This is a genomic window from Agrobacterium larrymoorei (genome assembly GCF_030819275.1).
Taxonomy (GTDB): domain Bacteria; phylum Pseudomonadota; class Alphaproteobacteria; order Rhizobiales; family Rhizobiaceae; genus Agrobacterium; species Agrobacterium larrymoorei_B.
Genome location: NZ_JAUTBL010000002.1, coordinates 391865 through 409544 on the forward strand (window position 1 = coordinate 391865; position 17680 = coordinate 409544).

At 58.5% G+C, this 17680-nt stretch carries 16 protein-coding genes and 1 tRNA gene; 9 read left to right on the forward strand and 8 right to left on the reverse strand.

Annotation, left to right across the window (positions count from 1 at the left end; translation table 11 throughout):
* The first annotated feature begins 19 nt into the window (after nucleotides 1-19).
* From QE408_RS10480 to QE408_RS10510, 7 genes are all read left to right on the forward strand, one after another.
* A complete protein-coding gene (locus tag QE408_RS10480; RefSeq protein WP_296105704.1) occupies nucleotides 20-1228 on the forward strand; it encodes an acetyl-CoA C-acetyltransferase in 1209 nt (402 codons plus the stop codon).
* A 10-nt stretch (nucleotides 1229-1238) separates the two neighbouring features.
* On the forward strand, nucleotides 1239-1451 hold the full coding sequence (locus QE408_RS10485; protein WP_153312170.1) for a hypothetical protein: 213 nt from the start codon (nucleotides 1239-1241) through the stop codon (nucleotides 1449-1451).
* A gap of 34 nt (nucleotides 1452-1485) precedes the next feature.
* A complete protein-coding gene (locus QE408_RS10490; RefSeq protein ID WP_306930916.1) occupies nucleotides 1486-3702 on the forward strand; it encodes an FAD-dependent oxidoreductase in 2217 nt (738 codons plus the stop codon).
* A gap of 273 nt (nucleotides 3703-3975) precedes the next feature.
* The gene (locus QE408_RS10495; RefSeq protein ID WP_306930918.1) at nucleotides 3976-4380 is read left to right on the forward strand and encodes a hypothetical protein; all 405 of its coding nucleotides are present in this window, start codon (nucleotides 3976-3978) and stop codon (nucleotides 4378-4380) included.
* Nucleotides 4381-4616: 236 nt separating this feature from the next.
* Nucleotides 4617-4692: transfer RNA gene (locus QE408_RS10500), tRNA-Phe, on the forward strand.
* Nucleotides 4693-5054: 362 nt separating this feature from the next.
* Complete coding sequence (locus QE408_RS10505; protein WP_306930920.1) at nucleotides 5055-5732, forward strand: hypothetical protein; 678 nt, start codon at nucleotides 5055-5057, stop codon at nucleotides 5730-5732.
* A gap of 6 nt (nucleotides 5733-5738) precedes the next feature.
* Nucleotides 5739-6164, forward strand: a complete 426-nt coding sequence (locus QE408_RS10510; protein ID WP_306930922.1) for a PIN-like domain-containing protein — start codon at nucleotides 5739-5741, stop codon at nucleotides 6162-6164.
* 205 nt (nucleotides 6165-6369) lie between these two features.
* Here QE408_RS10510 and QE408_RS10515 read toward each other — a convergent pair whose 3' ends face one another.
* The 5 genes from QE408_RS10515 to QE408_RS10535 form a co-directional block, all read right to left on the reverse strand.
* Complete coding sequence (locus tag QE408_RS10515; protein WP_306930924.1) at nucleotides 6370-6843, reverse strand: DUF3597 domain-containing protein; 474 nt, start codon at nucleotides 6841-6843, stop codon at nucleotides 6370-6372.
* A 250-nt stretch (nucleotides 6844-7093) separates the two neighbouring features.
* Entirely contained in the window at nucleotides 7094-7870 is a 777-nt protein-coding gene (locus QE408_RS10520; protein WP_306930928.1) for an ABC transporter permease, read from the reverse strand.
* Nucleotides 7857-8678 carry an ABC transporter ATP-binding protein gene (locus tag QE408_RS10525; RefSeq protein WP_112358767.1) on the reverse strand — a complete coding sequence of 274 codons (822 nt, stop codon included), beginning with the start codon at nucleotides 8676-8678 and terminating at the stop codon, nucleotides 7857-7859. Before QE408_RS10525 ends, QE408_RS10520 begins: the two co-directional genes overlap by 14 nt.
* A 10-nt stretch (nucleotides 8679-8688) precedes the next feature.
* The gene (locus tag QE408_RS10530) at nucleotides 8689-9690 is read right to left on the reverse strand and encodes an ABC transporter substrate-binding protein (protein WP_306930931.1); all 1002 of its coding nucleotides are present in this window, start codon (nucleotides 9688-9690) and stop codon (nucleotides 8689-8691) included.
* A 49-nt stretch (nucleotides 9691-9739) separates the two neighbouring features.
* Nucleotides 9740-10822 (reverse strand): 4-oxalomesaconate tautomerase, encoded by a 1083-nt coding sequence (locus tag QE408_RS10535; RefSeq protein ID WP_306934763.1) that lies wholly within the window; start codon nucleotides 10820-10822, stop codon nucleotides 9740-9742.
* 104 nt (nucleotides 10823-10926) lie between these two features.
* Here QE408_RS10535 and QE408_RS10540 point away from each other — a divergent pair, with 104 nt between their 5' ends.
* Together QE408_RS10540 and QE408_RS10545 are read left to right on the forward strand one after the other, a co-directional pair.
* Nucleotides 10927-11823 carry a LysR family transcriptional regulator gene (locus tag QE408_RS10540; RefSeq protein ID WP_306930933.1) on the forward strand — a complete coding sequence of 299 codons (897 nt, stop codon included), beginning with the start codon at nucleotides 10927-10929 and terminating at the stop codon, nucleotides 11821-11823.
* A gap of 490 nt (nucleotides 11824-12313) precedes the next feature.
* Nucleotides 12314-13477, forward strand: a complete 1164-nt coding sequence (locus tag QE408_RS10545; RefSeq protein ID WP_306930935.1) for a porin — start codon at nucleotides 12314-12316, stop codon at nucleotides 13475-13477.
* 248 nt (nucleotides 13478-13725) lie between these two features.
* Here QE408_RS10545 and QE408_RS10550 read toward each other — a convergent pair whose 3' ends face one another.
* From QE408_RS10550 to kdpC, 3 genes are read right to left on the reverse strand one after another with little or no spacing between them, the layout of a single operon-like run.
* On the reverse strand, nucleotides 13726-14412 hold the full coding sequence (locus QE408_RS10550; protein ID WP_306930937.1) for a response regulator: 687 nt from the start codon (nucleotides 14410-14412) through the stop codon (nucleotides 13726-13728).
* Complete coding sequence (locus QE408_RS10555; protein ID WP_306930939.1) at nucleotides 14409-17105, reverse strand: sensor histidine kinase; 2697 nt, start codon at nucleotides 17103-17105, stop codon at nucleotides 14409-14411. The genes QE408_RS10550 and QE408_RS10555 overlap by 4 nt, the downstream gene beginning before the upstream one ends.
* Nucleotides 17106-17110: 5 nt before the next feature.
* On the reverse strand, nucleotides 17111-17680 hold the full coding sequence (gene kdpC / locus QE408_RS10560) for a potassium-transporting ATPase subunit KdpC (RefSeq protein WP_306930940.1): 570 nt from the start codon (nucleotides 17678-17680) through the stop codon (nucleotides 17111-17113).

Sequence of the window (17680 nt, forward strand, 5' to 3'; positions counted from 1 at the left end):
TGCCACAGGGAGATGAGATATGACCGACGTTTTTATTTATGACCACGTCCGCACCCCGCGCGGACGCGGCAAGAAGGATGGCAGCCTGCATGAGGTGCCGTCCGTTCGTCTTGCCGCCAAGACGCTGGAAGCCATCCGCGACCGCAACGGGCTCGATACGGCGACCGTCGATGACATCATCATGGGCTGTGTCGATCCGGTCATGGATGCCGGTGCCGTAATCCCCAAGGCGGCAGCGTTTGAAGCTGGCTACTCCACCAAGGCGCCGGGCATGCAGATCTCGCGCTTCTGCGCCTCGGGTCTCGATGCGGTCAACTTCGCCGCTGGCAAGGTCGCCGCAGGCTCGGACGAGATCGTCATTGCAGGCGGCGTGGAAAGCATGTCACGCGTTGGCATGGGCATGTCGGGCGGTGCCTGGTACATGGACCCGTCGGTCAATTTCCCCGCCTACTTCATGCCGCAGGGCGTCTCGGCCGATCTGATTGCCACGAAATACGGCTTCTCCCGCGACGACGTGGATGCCTATGCAGTGGAAAGTCAGAAGCGTGCAGCGCACGCCTGGGAAAACGGCTACTTCAAGAACTCCGTCGTTCCGGTGAAGGACCAGAACGGTATCACCATTCTTGACCGTGACGAACATATGCGTCCGGGCACCGACATGCAGGCGCTCGCCTCGCTCAACGCCTCCTTCCAGATGCCGGGTGAAATGGGCGGCTTCGAAGCCGTCGGCATCATGGCCCATCCAGAAGTGGAGCGGATCAATTATGTCCACCACGCCGGCAACTCCTCGGGCATCGTTGATGGCGCAGCTGCGGTGCTTGTTGGTTCCAAGGCGGGTGGCGAAAGCATGGGTCTGAAGCCCCGTGCGCGCATCCGGCACTTTGCCAATATCGGCTCCGATCCCGCACTGATGCTGACCGGTCCCGTGGACGTGACAGAGAAGCTTCTGAAGAAGACGGGCATGTCGATTGCCGATATCGACCTCTTCGAACTCAACGAAGCCTTTGCCGCAGTCGTTCTGCGCTACATGCAGGCCTTCGACATCAGCCACGACAAGATGAACGTCAATGGCGGCGCCATCGCCATGGGTCATCCGCTTGGCGCCACCGGCGCCATGATCCTCGGCACCGTTCTCGACGAGCTGGAACGCCGCGATCTCAACACCGCGTTGGTCACGCTCTGCATCGGTGCAGGCATGGGCACCGCGACGGTGATCGAGCGGGTTTGAGTGACTGGCCATGAGGCGGGAGGTTTACGAACGACCCAAGAACGAGGTTGAGCAGCAACAGCTTTTGCACAATCTCGGCAAGGACATGGCGCAGGATTACGAGCAATCGACCCGCGTCCTGACCAAGGAAGACATGAAGACCAGTCGTGCCGAAAGCAGAGGTCTGATCGTCTTTCTCGTTCTTGTGTTTGTCTGCTTCGGCCTCGCCGTCTGGCTGTACTGACCGAAAAGAGAATTCAGGGAAGAGGAATCCCACAATGAGCACTTACACCAATTTCAAGATCGAAACCGATGCAGACGGCATTGCCCTCGTGACCTGGGACATGCCGGAAAAATCCATGAACGTCTTTACCGCTGAGGTGATGGAAGAGCTGAACGCCATCGTCGATGCGACGGTTGCCGACGCAGCCGTCAAGGGCGTGGTCTTCACTTCCGGCAAGAGCACCTTCTCCGGCGGCGCCGATCTTTCCATGATCAAGTCGATGTTCTCCTTCTATCATGAAGAGAAGACGAAGAACCCGGATGAAGCAGCCCAGAAGCTTTTCGATCTGGTCGGCAAGATGAATGGTCTCTTCCGCAAGATCGAAACCAACGGCAAGCCGTGGGTGTCCGCCATCAACGGCACCTGCATGGGCGGCGCCTTCGAACTGTCGCTCGCCTGCCATGGTCGCGTGGCTTCGAGCGCGAAGAGCGTCAAGATCGCGCTCCCGGAAGTCAAGGTCGGCATCTTCCCAGGTGCCGGTGGAACGCAGCGCGTGTCGCGCCTGACAGATGCGCAGTCGGCGTTGCAGATGATGACGACCGGCCAGTCGCTCACCGCTCAACGCGCCAAGGCGATGAACCTCGTGCACCAGGTCGCGGAGCCGGATCAGCTGATTTCGGCCGCCAAGCAGATGATCAAGGATGGTCTGAAGCCTGTCGCCCCTTGGGACGAGAGAGGCTTCAAGGCCCCGGGCGGCGGCATCTGGACGCCGGCGGCCGCACAGTTGTGGCCAGCCGCACCCGCGATCCTGCGCCGTGAAAGCGCCGGTAATTATCCGGCGGCTCTCGCTATCCTGAAATGCGTCTATGAAGGTCTGCAATTGCCCTTCGATACCGCATTGAAGGTCGAGCAGCGCTACTTCACCGAGATCCTTCGCTCGAAGGAAGCCTTCGCGATGATCCGCTCGCTGTTCATCTCCATGCAGGAGCTGGGCAAGGGCGCGCGCCGCCCTGCCGGTCAGCCGAAGAGCGACCTGAAGCATGTCGGCGTTGTCGGCGCTGGCTTCATGGGCGCCTCCATAGCTTATGTCACGGCTGTGGCAGGTCTCGACGTCACGCTGATCGACCGCGATGACGAAGCCGCGGCCAAGGGCAAGACGACCTGCGAAGGCCTGGTCAAGGGCTCGGTCGACAAGGGCCGGATGACGCCGGAGGAAGGTGCTGCCATTCTCGCACGCATCACCCCGACGTCGGATTACAGCGCATTGAAGACCGCAAACCTCGTGATCGAGGCCGTCTTCGAAGACCGCGACGTGAAGAAGGCCGTGATCGAGCAGGTGGAAGCGGTGCTGCCGGAAGGCGCGATCTTTGCCTCCAACACCTCGACGCTGCCGATCACCGGCCTTGCGAAAAACTCCAAGCGCCCGGTCGATTTCATCGGCATTCACTTCTTCTCGCCCGTCGAGAAGATGATGCTGACCGAAGTGATCCTCGGCAAGGAGACAGGCGACAAGGCGCTCGCCGTCGCGCTGGATTACGTCGCCAGGATCAAGAAGACCCCGATCGTCGTCAACGACACGCGCGGCTTCTTCGTCAACCGTTGCGTGCTGCGCTACATGGCGGAAAGCTATGAGATGCTGATCGAAGGCGTCCCGCCGACGATGATCGAAAACGCCGCGAAATTCGCTGGCATGCCGGTCGGTCCGCTGGCGCTGAACGATGAAGTGGCAATCGATCTTTCCTACAAGATCCTGAAAGCCACGGCTGCGGATCTGGGAGACAAGGCCGTCGATCCGCGCCATATGGAACTGGTCAAGAAACTGGTGGAAGATGAAGGCCGTTTCGGTCGCAAGAACTCTAAGGGCTTCTACGACTACCCGCCAAAGCCCGCCAAGAAGTCTCTCTGGCCCGGCCTGAAGGACCTCTACGCGCAGAAGAAGCCAGAGGACGTTGACATGGATACGCTGAAGCAGCGCTTCCTCGTTACTGTCGCACTGGAAGCGGCCCGCACGGTGGAAGAGGGCATCGTCACCGATCCGCGTGAGGCCGATGTCGGCTCCATCCTCGGCTTCGGCTTCGCGCCCTATACAGGCGGCGCGCTATCCTACATCGACGGCATGGGTGTCGCAAACTTCGTGGCGCTGGCCGAAAAACTCGAGGCTGAATATGGCCCGCGCTTTGCCCCGACCTCGCTTTTGAAGGATCTGGCTGCCAAGGGCGAGACCTTCTACGGTCGCTTCGACCCCTACGCCAAGGCTGCCAAGGCCGCTTGAGCGGAACAGTTCGAAACAACAAGAGGGCGGCCATCGGTCGCCTTTTTCTTTTGTGCAGCAGCATCGGCCGGAAAATCGGACTCGATTTTCGGAAAGCACGATGCGTGGATCAAAGAAGATTGAGCGTCCTTGTGCGTCCAATAGGACGCTCGGCCTCTAGCGCGTCGCGCTTCCTCCGAGCGACACTGCATCCTTTTCTCCCCTCCGGCGTTTGGAGAGGGAGTTCTCCTGAGCACGATCGGGAGCCCAAGGATTTTCCAAAAGGAGATGTGAATGAGAGCGCCCGCACGATCCCACGGTTTCGACAAGCCAGCCGACTTGGAAGACGAACTGGCCCAGTTGGACGAAGAGCGAGCCGACGGCACACTCCGAACGCTTGATAAGCGCCCAGCTCCGCCAAAACCCGGTAGAAAGCCTGCGGAAGAAGCGTCGTTGCGCGCGCAGATCGCCGAGCTACGCCGTGACCTCGATGAGGTTCGTCGAGACGTCGAGAAACTGAGCGCATCGCGAAATGCGCCATCTCGCTCTGCCTCCGACGTGTCAAACTGGTTGCCAGTGGTGCGCTCGGTGGCCATCACCTCGCTCGCCAGCCGAATTTTCGCTTCGTCACCAATGATTGCCCTGATGGTAGCGGCCGTTCCGTTCGCGTTAGGCCTCACCGCAGGATCAAAACAGTAAGCCTTCGATTGGCGCATAGAGCGGAACCTCAAGCTTGAGAGGCGAGGAGCAGCTTGCTTCCTCACCTCTCTCGTTTGGGTATCGTCAGAGGCTCTAAAAAAGCCCGAAGAAAAACTGTCAAAAAAGTTCGCCTGGGCGCTTGCCATGGCCGAACAAGCTGCTATAACCCCGCTCACTTCCGGGGCGGAACACTCCCCGGCGCTTCAAAAAGCGAAGGTTCTTCAAGAGCCTGTAGTGCCCGGATAGCTCAGTTGGTAGAGCAGCGGATTGAAAATCCGCGTGTCGGTGGTTCAAATCCGCCTCCGGGCACCATTATTTTTCGAACTAAATCAAGTTCTCGCAACTCAACTGCTTTCATGTCTCGCCCACCTCGTGTTGGACAATTCCGAAGCCTTTTGTATCAGTTTCCGCGCTCTCTAAATGGAAATGGGACCGGGTTTTCGATTTCAAAAAATTGGGCGAAGGTCGGGGGGGGGGGATGCGGCCCCGCATCAAGGGGGAATGCCCACACGGTCCCTAAGCCTGTGCGGGGAAGAGGATCAAGTTCAGCCATAATCCAAAAGCCGCTGATCCCCACAATGCCACCCCTGAATAATTAAATTTCATTTGCTACGAGGTCCATGTTGACACATCAATAGCGTGCTGGGACTAAGGACCTCGAACGAGGAACTGTGATGAGTGGATTGATTGGTGTCGGACTGTATACGCCAGCAGAAGCCGGGAGGCTTTTGCACGTTGCTCCGGCGAAGATTTCTAGATGGCTCAACGGTCATTCGATCAGGGGGCGCGAGTACCCCGCGCTATGGGAGCCTGCGGTTCAGATAGATGGCGCCTCTACGACCTTAGCTTTCCGTGACCTTATGGAAATCCGTGTGGCTGACGCCTTTCTCCGAGCCGGCGTCTCGGCAATTCAGGTCCGGGCCGCGATAGTTTATGCTAGAGAGGTATTGGCAGCAGACTACCCTTTATCAACTGAGCGCTTTAAGACTGATGGTCGAAACATCCTGCTGCGGGTATTCGAAAAGGATGCTGATGGCGTAGAGCGCGAGCGTCTCCTCAACTTGTTCCGCAGGCAATATGAGTTCAAGGAGGTCATCGAGCCTATTCTGAGGACTGTCGATTTTGATGAGGATGGGTCTCCGCGACTTTGGTATCCAGCCGGCAGGCGCGCAAATATATTGGTTGATCCCCTCCGCGCGTTCGGTCAGCCAATAGACGGCGTAACCAGCGTACCCACCGCCATACTTGCAACCTCCGCCGGAAACTTTGGTATCGAAGAAACTGCGATCGCCTACGACGTCCCAGAGGGGTCGGTGCGCCGCGCTGTCGAATTCGAACAGTCATTGAATTGATGGTGGATGCGGTTGAAAGTTCTTTTCGATAACTGCACATCCCCCATATATGCCTCAACATTGAACGGCTTCATCAGCCATTATGGGCACTCCGCCGTACACATCAGCAACCTTGAAGGGCTCCCCAACGGTCGCAACTCAACCGATTTGGAATGGATTGAGTACTTGCGATCTTCCGGCTTCGTGTGGAGCTTCATAACTGGAGATGGTCGTGTTCTGAAAAATGCAGCCGAACGAGCTGCACTTAGATCAGCGGGCCTTCATGGTTTCGTTTTAGCGCCAGCCTATCAGAAGACTGCCCATAACCACGTCGCATCTAACCTGCTGTGGCACTGGCCTGAAATGCAGCGGTTGACTGAAATTCTGAGCGCTCCTTCGATGCATGAGGTGCCCATGCAACGAAGCTCAAAGCTGCGGTCACTTCCCCTTTAGGTACCGTACACTGGCTCCTCTCTAGCGGGGCCAGAGCACCCCGGGCCCGCCTAGACAGAGGCAACGAAAAAGGCCGGGGCGAATTCGCACCGACCTCTTGTCGCTTGTCATCTGCCGCCAGTACATCCGTGGTCAACGTGCAAGCGGTGGCGCCGCCACGCCACTCGATTGGGAGAATGCGCGGCGGCGCGTTTGGTTCCAAATTTTAATCGAGTAGTTCTGCGGGTACCTTGCCGCCATTTTCTGATAGTTTTTTAAGCAAAGCCTTATGGAGCCAGTTGTTCATTTCGGCTGAACCATTGAGTTCGCCCGCATAGCCGAGCTCCTGCGCCAGCTCTTTGCGTTCTGCGAGGCTCGCATCCATGCCGAGCGCTTTCATCAGGTCGACGATCGAATGCTTCCAGTCCAGGCGTTGTCCACTGCGCTTGACTGCGGCGTCAAGCTGCGAAGCGACATCGACCTGCTGGGTGGATGCAGAGGTCGGCGCAGACGGGACCGGTGCCGAACTGCCGGAGGTTGAGGGAACGGCCTCACCTGTGCCGCCGACGGGCGGTGCGGTGGTTGCAGCGGGTTCAGGGATGGATGAAGGGGCTGGTGTCGGTTCCGTGGCGGACGGGGATGTCTGCTCGGCATGGGCCGAACCGAAGATCGCGTCTTTGATCTTACCGAAGATGCTCATGATGTTTCCTCTTTCGACTGGCTGTGGATGTTGGTCCAACGGTTCGAAGGCGGATCGCGTTCCGATTGGATGCGAAAAAGCTGGCCCTACCCAAGGTAGTTGTCATCATCGACACGGTCATGGGTTCTGACACTGGGACAATCATATCCCGTATGAGAGGCTGCTTGCAGAGATCCTGCGGTTCTTTCGAAATGGAAAAGGGGCAGCCAATCGACCGCCCCTTTTCAATTCTATTGCCGAGTTCGCTATCTCAGGCTGGCCGCTCTTCCGCGGCGTTTGGACGCCAAGTGATGAGCTTCTTCTCCGCGACATCGAGGATAAGGTCGATGATGAGAACGAAGATGGCCAGGATGATGATGCCTGCAAAGACGCCGACCGCATCGAAATTGCCTTCCGAGCGAGCAATCAGATAGCCAAGACCCGCGGAAGCACCGAGATATTCGCCGATGATGGCGCCGACGACTGCGAAACCGACGGAGGTGCGCAGCGAAGACAAGATCCAGCTTGCTGCGGCTGGGAAGTAGACATGGCGCAGAAGATCGGAGCGCTTTGCGCCCAGGATACGAGCGTTCGACAGGACCACCGGGTTTACTTCTTTCACGCCCTGCATGGCATTGAAGAAGGTGACGAAGAAGACGAGTGTGACGGCCAGTGCAACCTTTGACCAGAGGCCCAGTCCCAACCAGAGGACGAAGATCGGAGCCAGAACGACGCGTGGAATGGCATTGACCGCCTTGATGAACGGATCGAGCACGCGTGCCACGAATGGGCTTAGTCCAAGCCAAACGCCGGCTGCGACGCCAAGTCCCGTACCGATGAGATAGCCGAGCACCGTTTCACTCAAGGTAATGCCAACATGCTTGTAAAAGCCAGCATCGGCTATCCATGTGACGACCTGCTTAACGATGTCGAATGGGGCTGGGAAGAAGAAGCGATCAATGGCGCCGGTCGATACGCCAAGCTGCCATCCACCAAGAATGATGACCAGAAGCGCAACCTGAATGAGGCGGATATTAATGGCGTGCATAGCTCTTCTCCACTTCGCCGCGCAGGGATGCCCAGATGTCGCGGTACAGAGTCATGAATTTCGGGTCGAGTTTAATTTCGGCGACATTGCGCGGCCGCTCGAGATCAACAGGGAAGCTTTCGATCACGCGGCTCTTCGGGCCAGCGGCCAGAACCACCACACGGTCGCCAAGCGCAATAGCCTCTTCCAGATCATGCGTGATCATCACGACCGCGCGGCGATCTTCCTGCCATAGGCGCAGAAGCTCGTTCTGCATCAGATGACGGGTATGGATATCAAGCGCCGAGAAGGGCTCGTCCATCAGGATGACCTTCGGCTCGGTAATCAGCGCCTGCGCCATCTGGACACGCTTGCGCTGGCCTCCAGACAGCATGTGCGGGAAGCGGCTCTCGAAGCCCTTAAGGCCGACTTTTTCAAGCCACGCCATGACCTTCACCCGGCGTTCCGCTTCCGGCACGCCACGGAACATCAAGCCCAGCTCGACATTCTGATAGGCCGTCTTCCAGGGAAGCAGGGCATCCTGCTGGAAGAGATAGCCAATATTGTTCTGCACGCCGTTGACGGGCGCACCATCAATGCTGACGGAGCCCTTGGCGGGTTTCAACAGGCCGGCGATTGCATTCAGGATGGTGGATTTGCCACAGCCCGTCGGGCCGACGATGGAGAGGAATTCTCCATCGCCAACCGCGAGGTTGACATCCTGAACGGCGGTGAAAGAACCGAATGCCATCGTCACATTATCGATGGCGACCATCGATTTAGGTTCTGACTGTGCCACCGGCGTGAGCTTTCTGACTGGTGAAGACATGGACGGACCCTCAGTTTGCGGGTTTCGAAGCGGCGGCTTCGACGAACTTGTTGGTGTAGGTGGTGTTGAGATCGATCGTCGCCTTGGCCACAGCCTCGTTGAAGCTCTTCAGCACGGCGAGCGGCGTTTCGAGATCTTTCGGCTCGAACTTGCCGTCTTCGGAGAAGATGGCCTTCGCCGCTTCGACAGCCTTGATGTAGGTCGCCTTGTCGCCCGAGACGAAATCGTCCGGCAGCTTTTCGACGATCTCTTCAGCCGAATGCGCCTTCATCCAGTGCAGCGCCCGCACCGTGGCGTTGGTCACCTTCTGGATCACTTCTGGATTGGCATCGATATAATCCTGGGTCGCGTAGAGGACCGAGGTTGGGTAAATACCGCCATAGACGTCCTTGGCGCCCTGATCGCTGCGCGCATCGATCAGGATCTTGCCGAGACCGCGCTCGACGACGATGGTCGCAGCCGGATCGTAATTGACGAGCAGGTCGATCTTGCCCTGCTGAAGAGCGGCAACGGCAGCAGCACCGGAACCGACACCGATGATGGAGATGTCGTTGTCGCTGAGATTATGCTCCTTCATGTAGTAACGAATGAAGAAGTCCGAGGACGAGCCCGGCGAGGTGATGCCGACCTTTTTACCCTTGATCGTTTCAGGCTTTGCCGGATCGAAGTCCGTGTCGTTCTTGCCGGCGAGAACCAGGCCGGAGTTGCGGGCCAGCATGACGAAGCCGACGACATGCTTGTTCTGCGACTGCATCTGGATCGTGTGGTCGTAAAAGCCGACAGCGACATCCGTGGAGCCAGCCACAAGCGCCTGAAGCACCTTGGAACCGCCTTGAGCGAAGTTCTCGGTGGTCACATCCAGACCTTCGTCCTTGTAATAGCCAAGGCTGGCGGCAACAGGGAAAGGCAGGTTGTTGAGGTTGTAGGAGCCAACGCTCATTCTCACGGATTCGGCATTGGCGGTGGCTGCAATGGCGCAGAGTGCGGCAGTTGCTAGCAGAAATTTACGCATGTGGGTCTCCTCCCGGTTTTCTCTATGCTGTGTGCCATAATGGCGTCGTCTATGCTGCGTGTTCAATCGCGGCTGCTGGTTTTGCGAAGGCGAAGCCTTCGAAGAGACGGCGCGCGGTTCTCACAAGACCGGCCGCAATGGCGCCGTTTCGCAGTTCAAGTTGGACGTCGAGACGTCCTGCCGGATGCTCGATCCGGATGAGTGTTGGGACACTGGGTTTGCCAGCTTCCTCGAATGCCACCGTGCCAGGGGTAACGGCAGCCGTCGCGATGCCGACGGCACCTGTGGTGGCCAATGCCGGATGGCATTCATTCGGCATGAAGTAACGGACCGACATCGTTCCGTCTTTTCGCGCTGGCGATATCAGAACAGGCTTGGGAATGACCATGTCGGACACGTCGCCCATGCCCATCAACTTGCCGGCTTCGAGACGGATCCGCGTCATCCGATCGATCAGTGCGCGATTGGCTGTCAGCGCCTGAGGATCCTCATACCCCGTGATGCCGAGATCAGCAGCCCGCATCAGGACCATCGGCATGGCGCAGTCGATCGCCGTGACATCGACCCCATCGATGACATCGACAGGCTTTCCGGTCGGCAGCAGCTTGCCCGTCTTCGCACCTGCCGAATCGACGAAGGTCAACGCAATCGGTGCTGCAAGGCCGGGAACACCATCGATCGAAGCATCGCCCAAGTAAATCACCTCACTGCCGCGGGTGGGCACCTTGGCCTCGATCAACTTGCCGGTATTCACATTATGAATGCGAACCAGCGTGTCATGGTCCTTGGCTGCCACTAGTCCCGCTTCGATGGCAAACGGGCCAACGGCCGCAAGCATATTGCCGCAATTGGGAGAGTAATCTACGAACTGGCGGTCCGTCCGAACCTGGGCGAAAAGATAGTCGATATCCGCACCCTTCACCTTGGAGGGCCCGATGATCGCAACCTTCGATGTGACCGGATTGCCGCCGCCAATGCCGTCGATCTGAAGCGGATGACCTGACCCCATGATAGACAGAAGAGCGGCATCGCGCTGGGCCGGATCGCGCGGCAAATCAGATGCCAAAAAAAACGGGCCACGAGACGTTCCGCCGCGCATCAGCACACAGGGTATCTTAAGGAGATCGTTCATCTTCGCCTCAATCTTGCATTTCATGGATCAATCTATCCAGTTGTTGCAATATGAGGAAGAAAGGCTTATTTGTTAAATGCAATTTTCGAGAGGTTTATTGCGATATGAGCATCAATTGCGAGATTCTTGATCTTCGTGCTTTTCAGGCGGTGGTGGAGCTCGAGAGTTTTCATCGCGCTGCAGAAGCATTGCACATATCTCAACCGGCGCTCACACGGCGCATCCAGAAACTGGAGCAGGCTATCGGCGCCCCCTTGCTGGAGCGCACCACCCGGCATGTGGCACCGACCGCGATGGGGCAGGAGGTCATGCCGCTCGTAAGGCGCATGCTGGAAGAGTTCGACGGCTCTCTCTTTGCCATGAGGGATGGAGCGCTTCGCCGTGGCCTGATCACCATGGCCTGTGTGCCGACCGCTGCTTTCTACTTCCTGCCCACCGTCATCAAGACCTTCAGCGAGCAATACCCGCATATAAGGCTGCGGATCCGCGATCTGACGGCCAATGAGGGCTTGCAGGCGGTCGCGCGGGGAGAGGTGGAATTCGGCATCAATCTGATGGGAAATTCCGACCCCGAACTGTCTTTCGAGCCGCTGATCGACGACCCTTTCGTTCTCGCGATGCGGAAGGATCACCCATTGGCGAAGTACGACACGATCCACTGGAATCAGCTGGAGCCTTATCCGCTGGTGGTGGTCGACCGCTCCAGCGGCAACAGAACGCTGCTGGATGGCGCGCTGGCGCGACACAATCTCAAGCTCAACTGGTTCTATGAGGTGACGCACCTCAACACGTCATTGGGACTTGTAGAGGCGGGGCTCGGCATTTCCGTGCTGCCGCGTCTTGCCACCCCGCAGGAGGACCACCCCTATCTCGTGTCCCGCCCGATTGTTGATCCGGTAGTCTCGCGAACCATCGGTATCGTGCAAAGACGAAGCAGTGCGCTCTCGCCTGCGGCGGAAAAGTTCGTCGCGATGCTGCTCAAGACGTGGAAAACACCCTGAGGATCGTCAGTGCCTGATCCGACAGCGGCTACGTAACGCGTATCCTTATGTATATGAAGAAGGGTGGTCTCTGATGTGTCACCCGTGCAGGGCGGACACTATCGGACGGCTGAGCGTCGATCGCTGTATTCGTTTCATGGAACAGGAAGCAGTTTCCGACCCGCGCGAATCGTCTGCCCATTGGTTCAGGCGTCGCCTTGCCCGAATCGTCACCTCTGTCGTCCTGTCTTAACAGATCGAGTCCTGACGGTGGCGGACTGTCAAACGTTAACAGCGTGTTAAAATCCTGCCGTCATATTCGTCCGACCTAACGTAAGTTGTGCCTAAAATACAACACGCTGAAATTCGGACAATCTGAAAACGTACTAATTTAGTGATATACGATTGCGAGAGGGGGAGGGTTTCGGTCTATTGGCTCGTGAAGCGGGGGGCACCTCAAGGGCATGTTCCTGGTCGCCGCTTTTGTAACGAAACATGACTGGAGGTCATTATGAACATCAAGAGCCTTCTCATCGGCTCCGCTGCAGCTCTTGCAGCAGTATCTGGCGCAAAGGCTGCTGACGCTATCGTCGCTGCTGAGCCAGAGCCCCTGGAATATGTACGCGTCTGCGATGCATTCGGCACGGGCTTCTTCTACATTCCTGGCACTGAAACCTGCTTGAAGTTCGGCGGCTATGTTCGTTTCCAGACCGAATTCGGTCGCGACCGTTCCGGTACGTCTGACTGGGACTCCTTCACACGCGCTCAGTTCGAAGTTGACACCCGCACCGACACCGAGCTTGGCGCTCTGCGTGGCTTCATCGGCTTCCGCGGCAACGCAGACTCCGGCGTTGGTGGTGCAACTGCTGGCACGTCCGGCAACCGGGGTTCTGGCGTATTCGTTGACCAAGCCTTCATCGAACTCGGCGGCCTGAAGGTCGGTAAGTTCTACAGCTGGTGGGACGATGGCCTCTCTGGGGAAGCTGACGTTCTCTCCACGAACGCTCTGTTCAACTCCATTCGTTACACCTACGACGCTGGTTCCTTCTGGGCTGGTATCTCGGTTGACGAACTGGAAGGCACTGGCAGCCAGTTCGCTACGCAGGTTGGCACGGTCACGACCGGCGCTGGTACCTTCGGTGTATTCACCCAGGAAGCTGACAACAACGTCGGTATCACCGGTGGCATCGGCGGCAACTTCGGCGGCGCAGCTCTCCAGCTGATCGGTTCCTACGACGTTGACCAGGAAGAAGGCGCAGTTCGCCTGATCGCAACGGCTGAAGTTGGTCCTGGCACGCTCGGCCTGGCTGGTGTTTGGGCTTCCGGCGCAAACGCTTACTACGCAGAGTCCGAATGGGCGATCGCTGCTGAATACGCCATCAAGGCTACAGATCGCCTGACGATCACCCCCGGTGGTCAGTGGTTCGGCAATGTTGCTGACCGTGCTGCCCTCGGTAGCGTTGTCACCGTCAATGGTACTCCGACTTTCGTTCAGACGGGCACCGCTATCGTAGGCAACGACTTCTCGAACCGCGACGCATGGCAGGCTGGTATCACGGTTGATTACAAAATCACCGAAGGTCTCTCCACCAAGGTCGCAGTTAACTACTACGACGAAGACGGCGGAAACAACGATGAGTGGAACGGTTTCGTTCGCCTTCAGCGTTCGTTCTAATATAGTCTAACCGACTGTATTGACTGAGAAAGCCCGGCATCTGTCGGGCTTTTTTATTTTAGAAAAACCTAAAAAATACTGGACAAGCTAAATTTTTCTGGCATCATACCCTTAGTCAAAAGGCGTGATCCACAGCCAAAAGCTTCGTCTGTTGACTCCAGTCAAGGCCCATCAGCCCCCCTAGGCTGATGGGCAGGCACTGCCAAGCAGTTGTCAGAAGGCTGTCTGACGCTCTCAAATCTTCCCAATCATTCCGTCACGAAACGATAGCCGACTCCTGATTCCGTCTGGATGATTTTCGGCTGGGCAGCATCCCGTTCGATCTTCTGTCGCAACTGGCCGATGAAGACTCGAAGATAATGCAGGTCCTCTCCATGTGCCGGACCCCAGACCGATGTCAGAAGCGTGCGATGCGTTACGACGCGCCCGGAATGGTGTGCCAGAAGCGTGAGGAGATCATATTCCTTCGGCGTCAGCTTGATGCTCACACCGTCACGCGCGACGATACGGCGCTGGGTATCGATGGATAAGCCATCCGCCTCGACAGAGGAGGGCGGGCTCTCGGACTTACCGACATGCCGCATGGCAGTGCGAATCCGCGCGGTCAACTCGCCGATGCCGAATGGTTTTTCGATGTAGTCGTCGGCGCCCAGATCGAGCGCGGCGATCTTTTCGGTTTCGCGGTCGCGGGCCGAGAGAATGATGATTGGCAGTGTCGACCAGCCGCGAAGATTGGCGATGACGTCCTTGCCATCCATATCCGGCAGGCCGAGATCGAGAATGATCACATCGGGCGCAGCGGTCGCCGCCGCCTTGATAGCATCAGCGCCGTTCTCCGCTTCAATCACATCGTATCCAGCGGCAGCCAGCGCTGGGCGCAGGAAGCGACGGATCTGCGGCTCGTCATCCACCACCAGAATGCGTCCCAAGGTCATTGCTTCTGCCTGCCTTCGCTTTTGTCATTCACCGGAAAACGCATGACGACGCGTGTTCCGCGCTTTTTCACCGCCGGGCTTTCCGCATGGATTCGCCCGCCCATGGCCTCGATAAAGCCTCGCGCGATGGAAAGACCAAGCCCCGTGCCTGGAGAGCGCCCATCTGACCGGGAGCGACGATAGAATTTTTCGAAGATGCGGTCGAGGTCTTCGGCAGGGATGCCCTTACCATTGTCGGTGACGGAAACGACGATCTCGTCTCCGTCGCGCCTCGCATAGACATTGACCGGCTCGCCTCCGCCATATTTCGCGGCATTGTCCAGAAGGTTGAACAGCACCTGGCCGAGCAGAACCGAATCGGCGCGGATAACCGGTAAGTCTTTGGCAATACCTGTCTCGAAGCTCTGCGACGGAAAATACTTGCGCGCGCGCTCTACCGCGGATCGGATCACATCGGCCACATCCACCCAGTCCCGCTTCGCCTGCAAGGTCCCGGCAGTGATGCGGGTCATGTCCAGAAGATTGGCGACGAAACGGCTGAGCCTCGCACTTTCCTCTTCGATGGATTGCAAAAGATCGTCGCGGCTTTCCGGCGACATGCGATCGCCCAATTCCCGCAGGCTGGTGACCGAGCCGGTGATCGTGGCGAGCGGCGTGCGCAGATCGTGAGAAATGGAAGATAGCAATGCTTCCCGGTAGCGCTCGCCTTCCAGCCTCGCCGCCTGCTCGGCGCTCTCGGAAGAAAGGCGCGCGCGGTCAATGGCTGTCGCCGCCTGGTCGAGAATGGCGGCGAGCTTCCGCTCGGCATTGGAATCAAGCCCGTTTGCTCCGAGTTCGAAGCCGCAGACACCGACGATACCGTGCGGGCTGGTCAGCGGACGGAACTGGAAGCGCCCATTGGGAAGCGTGCCTGTACCGAAACCGGAAGGCTCCGATCGGCTGCTTGCCCACCGCGCCGCCGTAAGCTCTGAGACGCCAAGTTCGGTATCGGGCGGCCAAGCCGCCACCACCTCCAGATCGTCGCCTTTGGGCAGAAGCATGACCACGTGACGGCCTATACTGCCCTGCAACTGCGTGACCGAAGCCCACAGGACTTCTTCCGGCTTCGCCGTGCCGGCAAGCTTGCGGGAAAAATCATAGAGCCCCTGCATGTCGGCGGCGCGTTGACGAGCCGCGTGCGCCTGCTCGCGAATGCGCGATGCAAGACTGCCTACGATCAGTGCCGCCACGATGAAGACTACAAGCGCAAAGACCTCATGCGGCGAGGCGATGGTGAAGGTCTCGACCGGGGCAATGAAGAAGAAGTTGTAGGCCAGCGCCGAAACGATTGCGGCCATCAAGGCCGCCATGAAACCAGCGGCGGATGCGGCGCCCAGAACCGCGAGGAGAAACAGAAGAGAGATATTCGGCAGATGGGTGAACTGGTCCAGTGCCAAACCGGCCAGCGTCGCGACTGCGACCGCACCAATGGCGCAGATCAAGGACCGGGAGAGGGCGGAAAGCTGAAAGCCCTTCTTCTTGCGGGTCGGCACACCCGGCGCTTTGGCTGCATCCGTGGTGACGAGATGGAGACCAATGCCGCTCGCCTCCTTCGCCAGGGCGTCGGAAAGGCTGGGCCGAAATGGATTGGACAGCCACCTTCGGCGCTGAGAACCGATAACGATCTGGGTGGCATGTTCGCGCCGCGCGAGTTTCAGAATTTCCGTGACGAAATCGTTGCCGGTGACGTGTCGCGTCTCGGCTCCCAGCTTTTCGGCAAAGCGGAAGGCCTCGTCGATCCGCCTGAGACTGTCCTCGTCCATGGTCTCCTGATCGTCCCGCGCCATGCTGACCACGGTCCAGGGCGCGTTGAGCCCTGAGGCAAGACGGCTCGCCACGCGCACCACCTTGTCGGACAGCGCATCCGGTCCAATACAAACCAACAGCCTCTCGCCTGTCGCCCAAGGGCCTTCGATGGCGTTCTGACGCAGATAGTCGACCATCTGATCGTCCACCCGGTCTGCCGTGCGGCGAAGAGCGAGCTCGCGGAGCGCCGTCAGATTGCCAAGCCGGAAAAAGCGATCGGTAGCACGTGTGGCGCTCTCCGGCAGATAGACCTTACCTTCCTTCAGTCGCTGGATGAGTTCTCCCGGCGGAAGATCCACCAGCACCACATCGTCCGCGCGCTTCAAAACCGTGTCCGGCACCCGTTCGCGAATGGTAACGCCGGTGATCTGCGAAACGAGATCGGAGAGACTTTCGAGATGTTGGATATTAAGCGCCGTCCAGACATCGATACCCGCCGCAATCAGTTCTTCGATATCCTGATAGCGCTTGGGATGGCGGAATCCGTCCGGGTTGGAATGAGCGAGTTCATCAACGATGATGACGCCAGGCTTGCGGGCAAGCGCTGCATCCAGATCAAATTCCTTGAGCGTCTTCCCGCGATAATCGATTTCAAGCCTGGGCAGAACGTCGAGACCTTCAAGCAGCGCGGAAGTCTCCGCCCGTGCATGGGTCTCGACAAGGCCGACCATGACCTCCATGCCATCGGCTTTCAGCCGGCGCGCGCGCGCGAGCATAGTGTAAGTCTTACCGACGCCCGGGGCAGCGCCTAAAAATAGAGTGAGCTTGCCCCGGCGGTCTTTCTCCGCCAGGGCAAGCAATGCATCGGGATCGGGCCTGTTCAAGCCCTCACGGTCATGTGACGCCATTCGTCTCAGCTCTTCAGCGCATCGAGCGCAAGGTTCAACTCTAGCACATTCACACGGGGTTCGCCGATAATCCCCAGGAGCCGCCCTTCGGTTTTTTGTTCGACCAGCGCTTTCACGGCTTCAGGAGGCAGGCCGCGTGCCTTGGCAATCCGCTCCACCTGGGCGGCAGCGAAATCCGGCGTGATATGCGGGTCCAGACCCGATCCAGAGGTGGTCACCGCGTCGGCTGGAACCGGCGAAGCGATACCCGCACCGTTCAGCCGTACAACGTCGCCAGCAACCCGGTCCTTCAGCTTGGCAGATGTGGTACCAAGATTGGAGCCAGAGGAAGCGGCGGCGTTGTAGGCATCTGGGCTGGTCGCGGATGGACGCGGCCAGAAGTAGCGATCGGAGGTAAAGGTCTGGCCAATCAGGCTGGAGCCGATGACGGTATCGCCATTGCGGATCAGCGACCCGTTGGCCTGCGCGGGCATCAGCGCTTGCGCGATGCCGGTAATCGCCAGCGGATAACCGAGACCAGTCAGCGCGATGAAGAAGGCCAGGATGACAATGGCGGGACGAATTTGGTTCAGCAT

What these genes read in the sequence shown, in the direction of transcription:
- QE408_RS10510 (WP_306930922.1), top strand. Translation starts at nt 5,739, where the DNA reads ATGCGGTTGAAAGTTCTTTTCGATAACTGCACATCCCCCATATATGCC.
- QE408_RS10540 (WP_306930933.1), top strand. Translation starts at nt 10,927, where the DNA reads ATGAGCATCAATTGCGAGATTCTTGATCTTCGTGCTTTTCAGGCGGTG.
- QE408_RS10490 (WP_306930916.1), top strand. Translation starts at nt 1,486, where the DNA reads ATGAGCACTTACACCAATTTCAAGATCGAAACCGATGCAGACGGCATT.
- QE408_RS10530 (WP_306930931.1), bottom strand. Translation starts at nt 9,690, where the DNA reads ATGCGTAAATTTCTGCTAGCAACTGCCGCACTCTGCGCCATTGCAGCC.
- kdpC (WP_306930940.1), bottom strand. Translation starts at nt 17,680, where the DNA reads ATGCTGAACCAAATTCGTCCCGCCATTGTCATCCTGGCCTTCTTCATC.
- QE408_RS10515 (WP_306930924.1), bottom strand. Translation starts at nt 6,843, where the DNA reads ATGAGCATCTTCGGTAAGATCAAAGACGCGATCTTCGGTTCGGCCCAT.
- QE408_RS10520 (WP_306930928.1), bottom strand. Translation starts at nt 7,870, where the DNA reads ATGCACGCCATTAATATCCGCCTCATTCAGGTTGCGCTTCTGGTCATC.
- QE408_RS10505 (WP_306930920.1), top strand. Translation starts at nt 5,055, where the DNA reads ATGAGTGGATTGATTGGTGTCGGACTGTATACGCCAGCAGAAGCCGGG.
- QE408_RS10485 (WP_153312170.1), top strand. Translation starts at nt 1,239, where the DNA reads ATGAGGCGGGAGGTTTACGAACGACCCAAGAACGAGGTTGAGCAGCAA.
- QE408_RS10495 (WP_306930918.1), top strand. Translation starts at nt 3,976, where the DNA reads ATGAGAGCGCCCGCACGATCCCACGGTTTCGACAAGCCAGCCGACTTG.
- QE408_RS10550 (WP_306930937.1), bottom strand. Translation starts at nt 14,412, where the DNA reads ATGACCTTGGGACGCATTCTGGTGGTGGATGACGAGCCGCAGATCCGT.
- QE408_RS10525 (WP_112358767.1), bottom strand. Translation starts at nt 8,678, where the DNA reads ATGTCTTCACCAGTCAGAAAGCTCACGCCGGTGGCACAGTCAGAACCT.
- QE408_RS10480 (WP_296105704.1), top strand. Translation starts at nt 20, where the DNA reads ATGACCGACGTTTTTATTTATGACCACGTCCGCACCCCGCGCGGACGC.
- QE408_RS10555 (WP_306930939.1), bottom strand. Translation starts at nt 17,105, where the DNA reads ATGGCGTCACATGACCGTGAGGGCTTGAACAGGCCCGATCCCGATGCA.
- QE408_RS10535 (WP_306934763.1), bottom strand. Translation starts at nt 10,822, where the DNA reads ATGAACGATCTCCTTAAGATACCCTGTGTGCTGATGCGCGGCGGAACG.
- QE408_RS10545 (WP_306930935.1), top strand. Translation starts at nt 12,314, where the DNA reads ATGAACATCAAGAGCCTTCTCATCGGCTCCGCTGCAGCTCTTGCAGCA.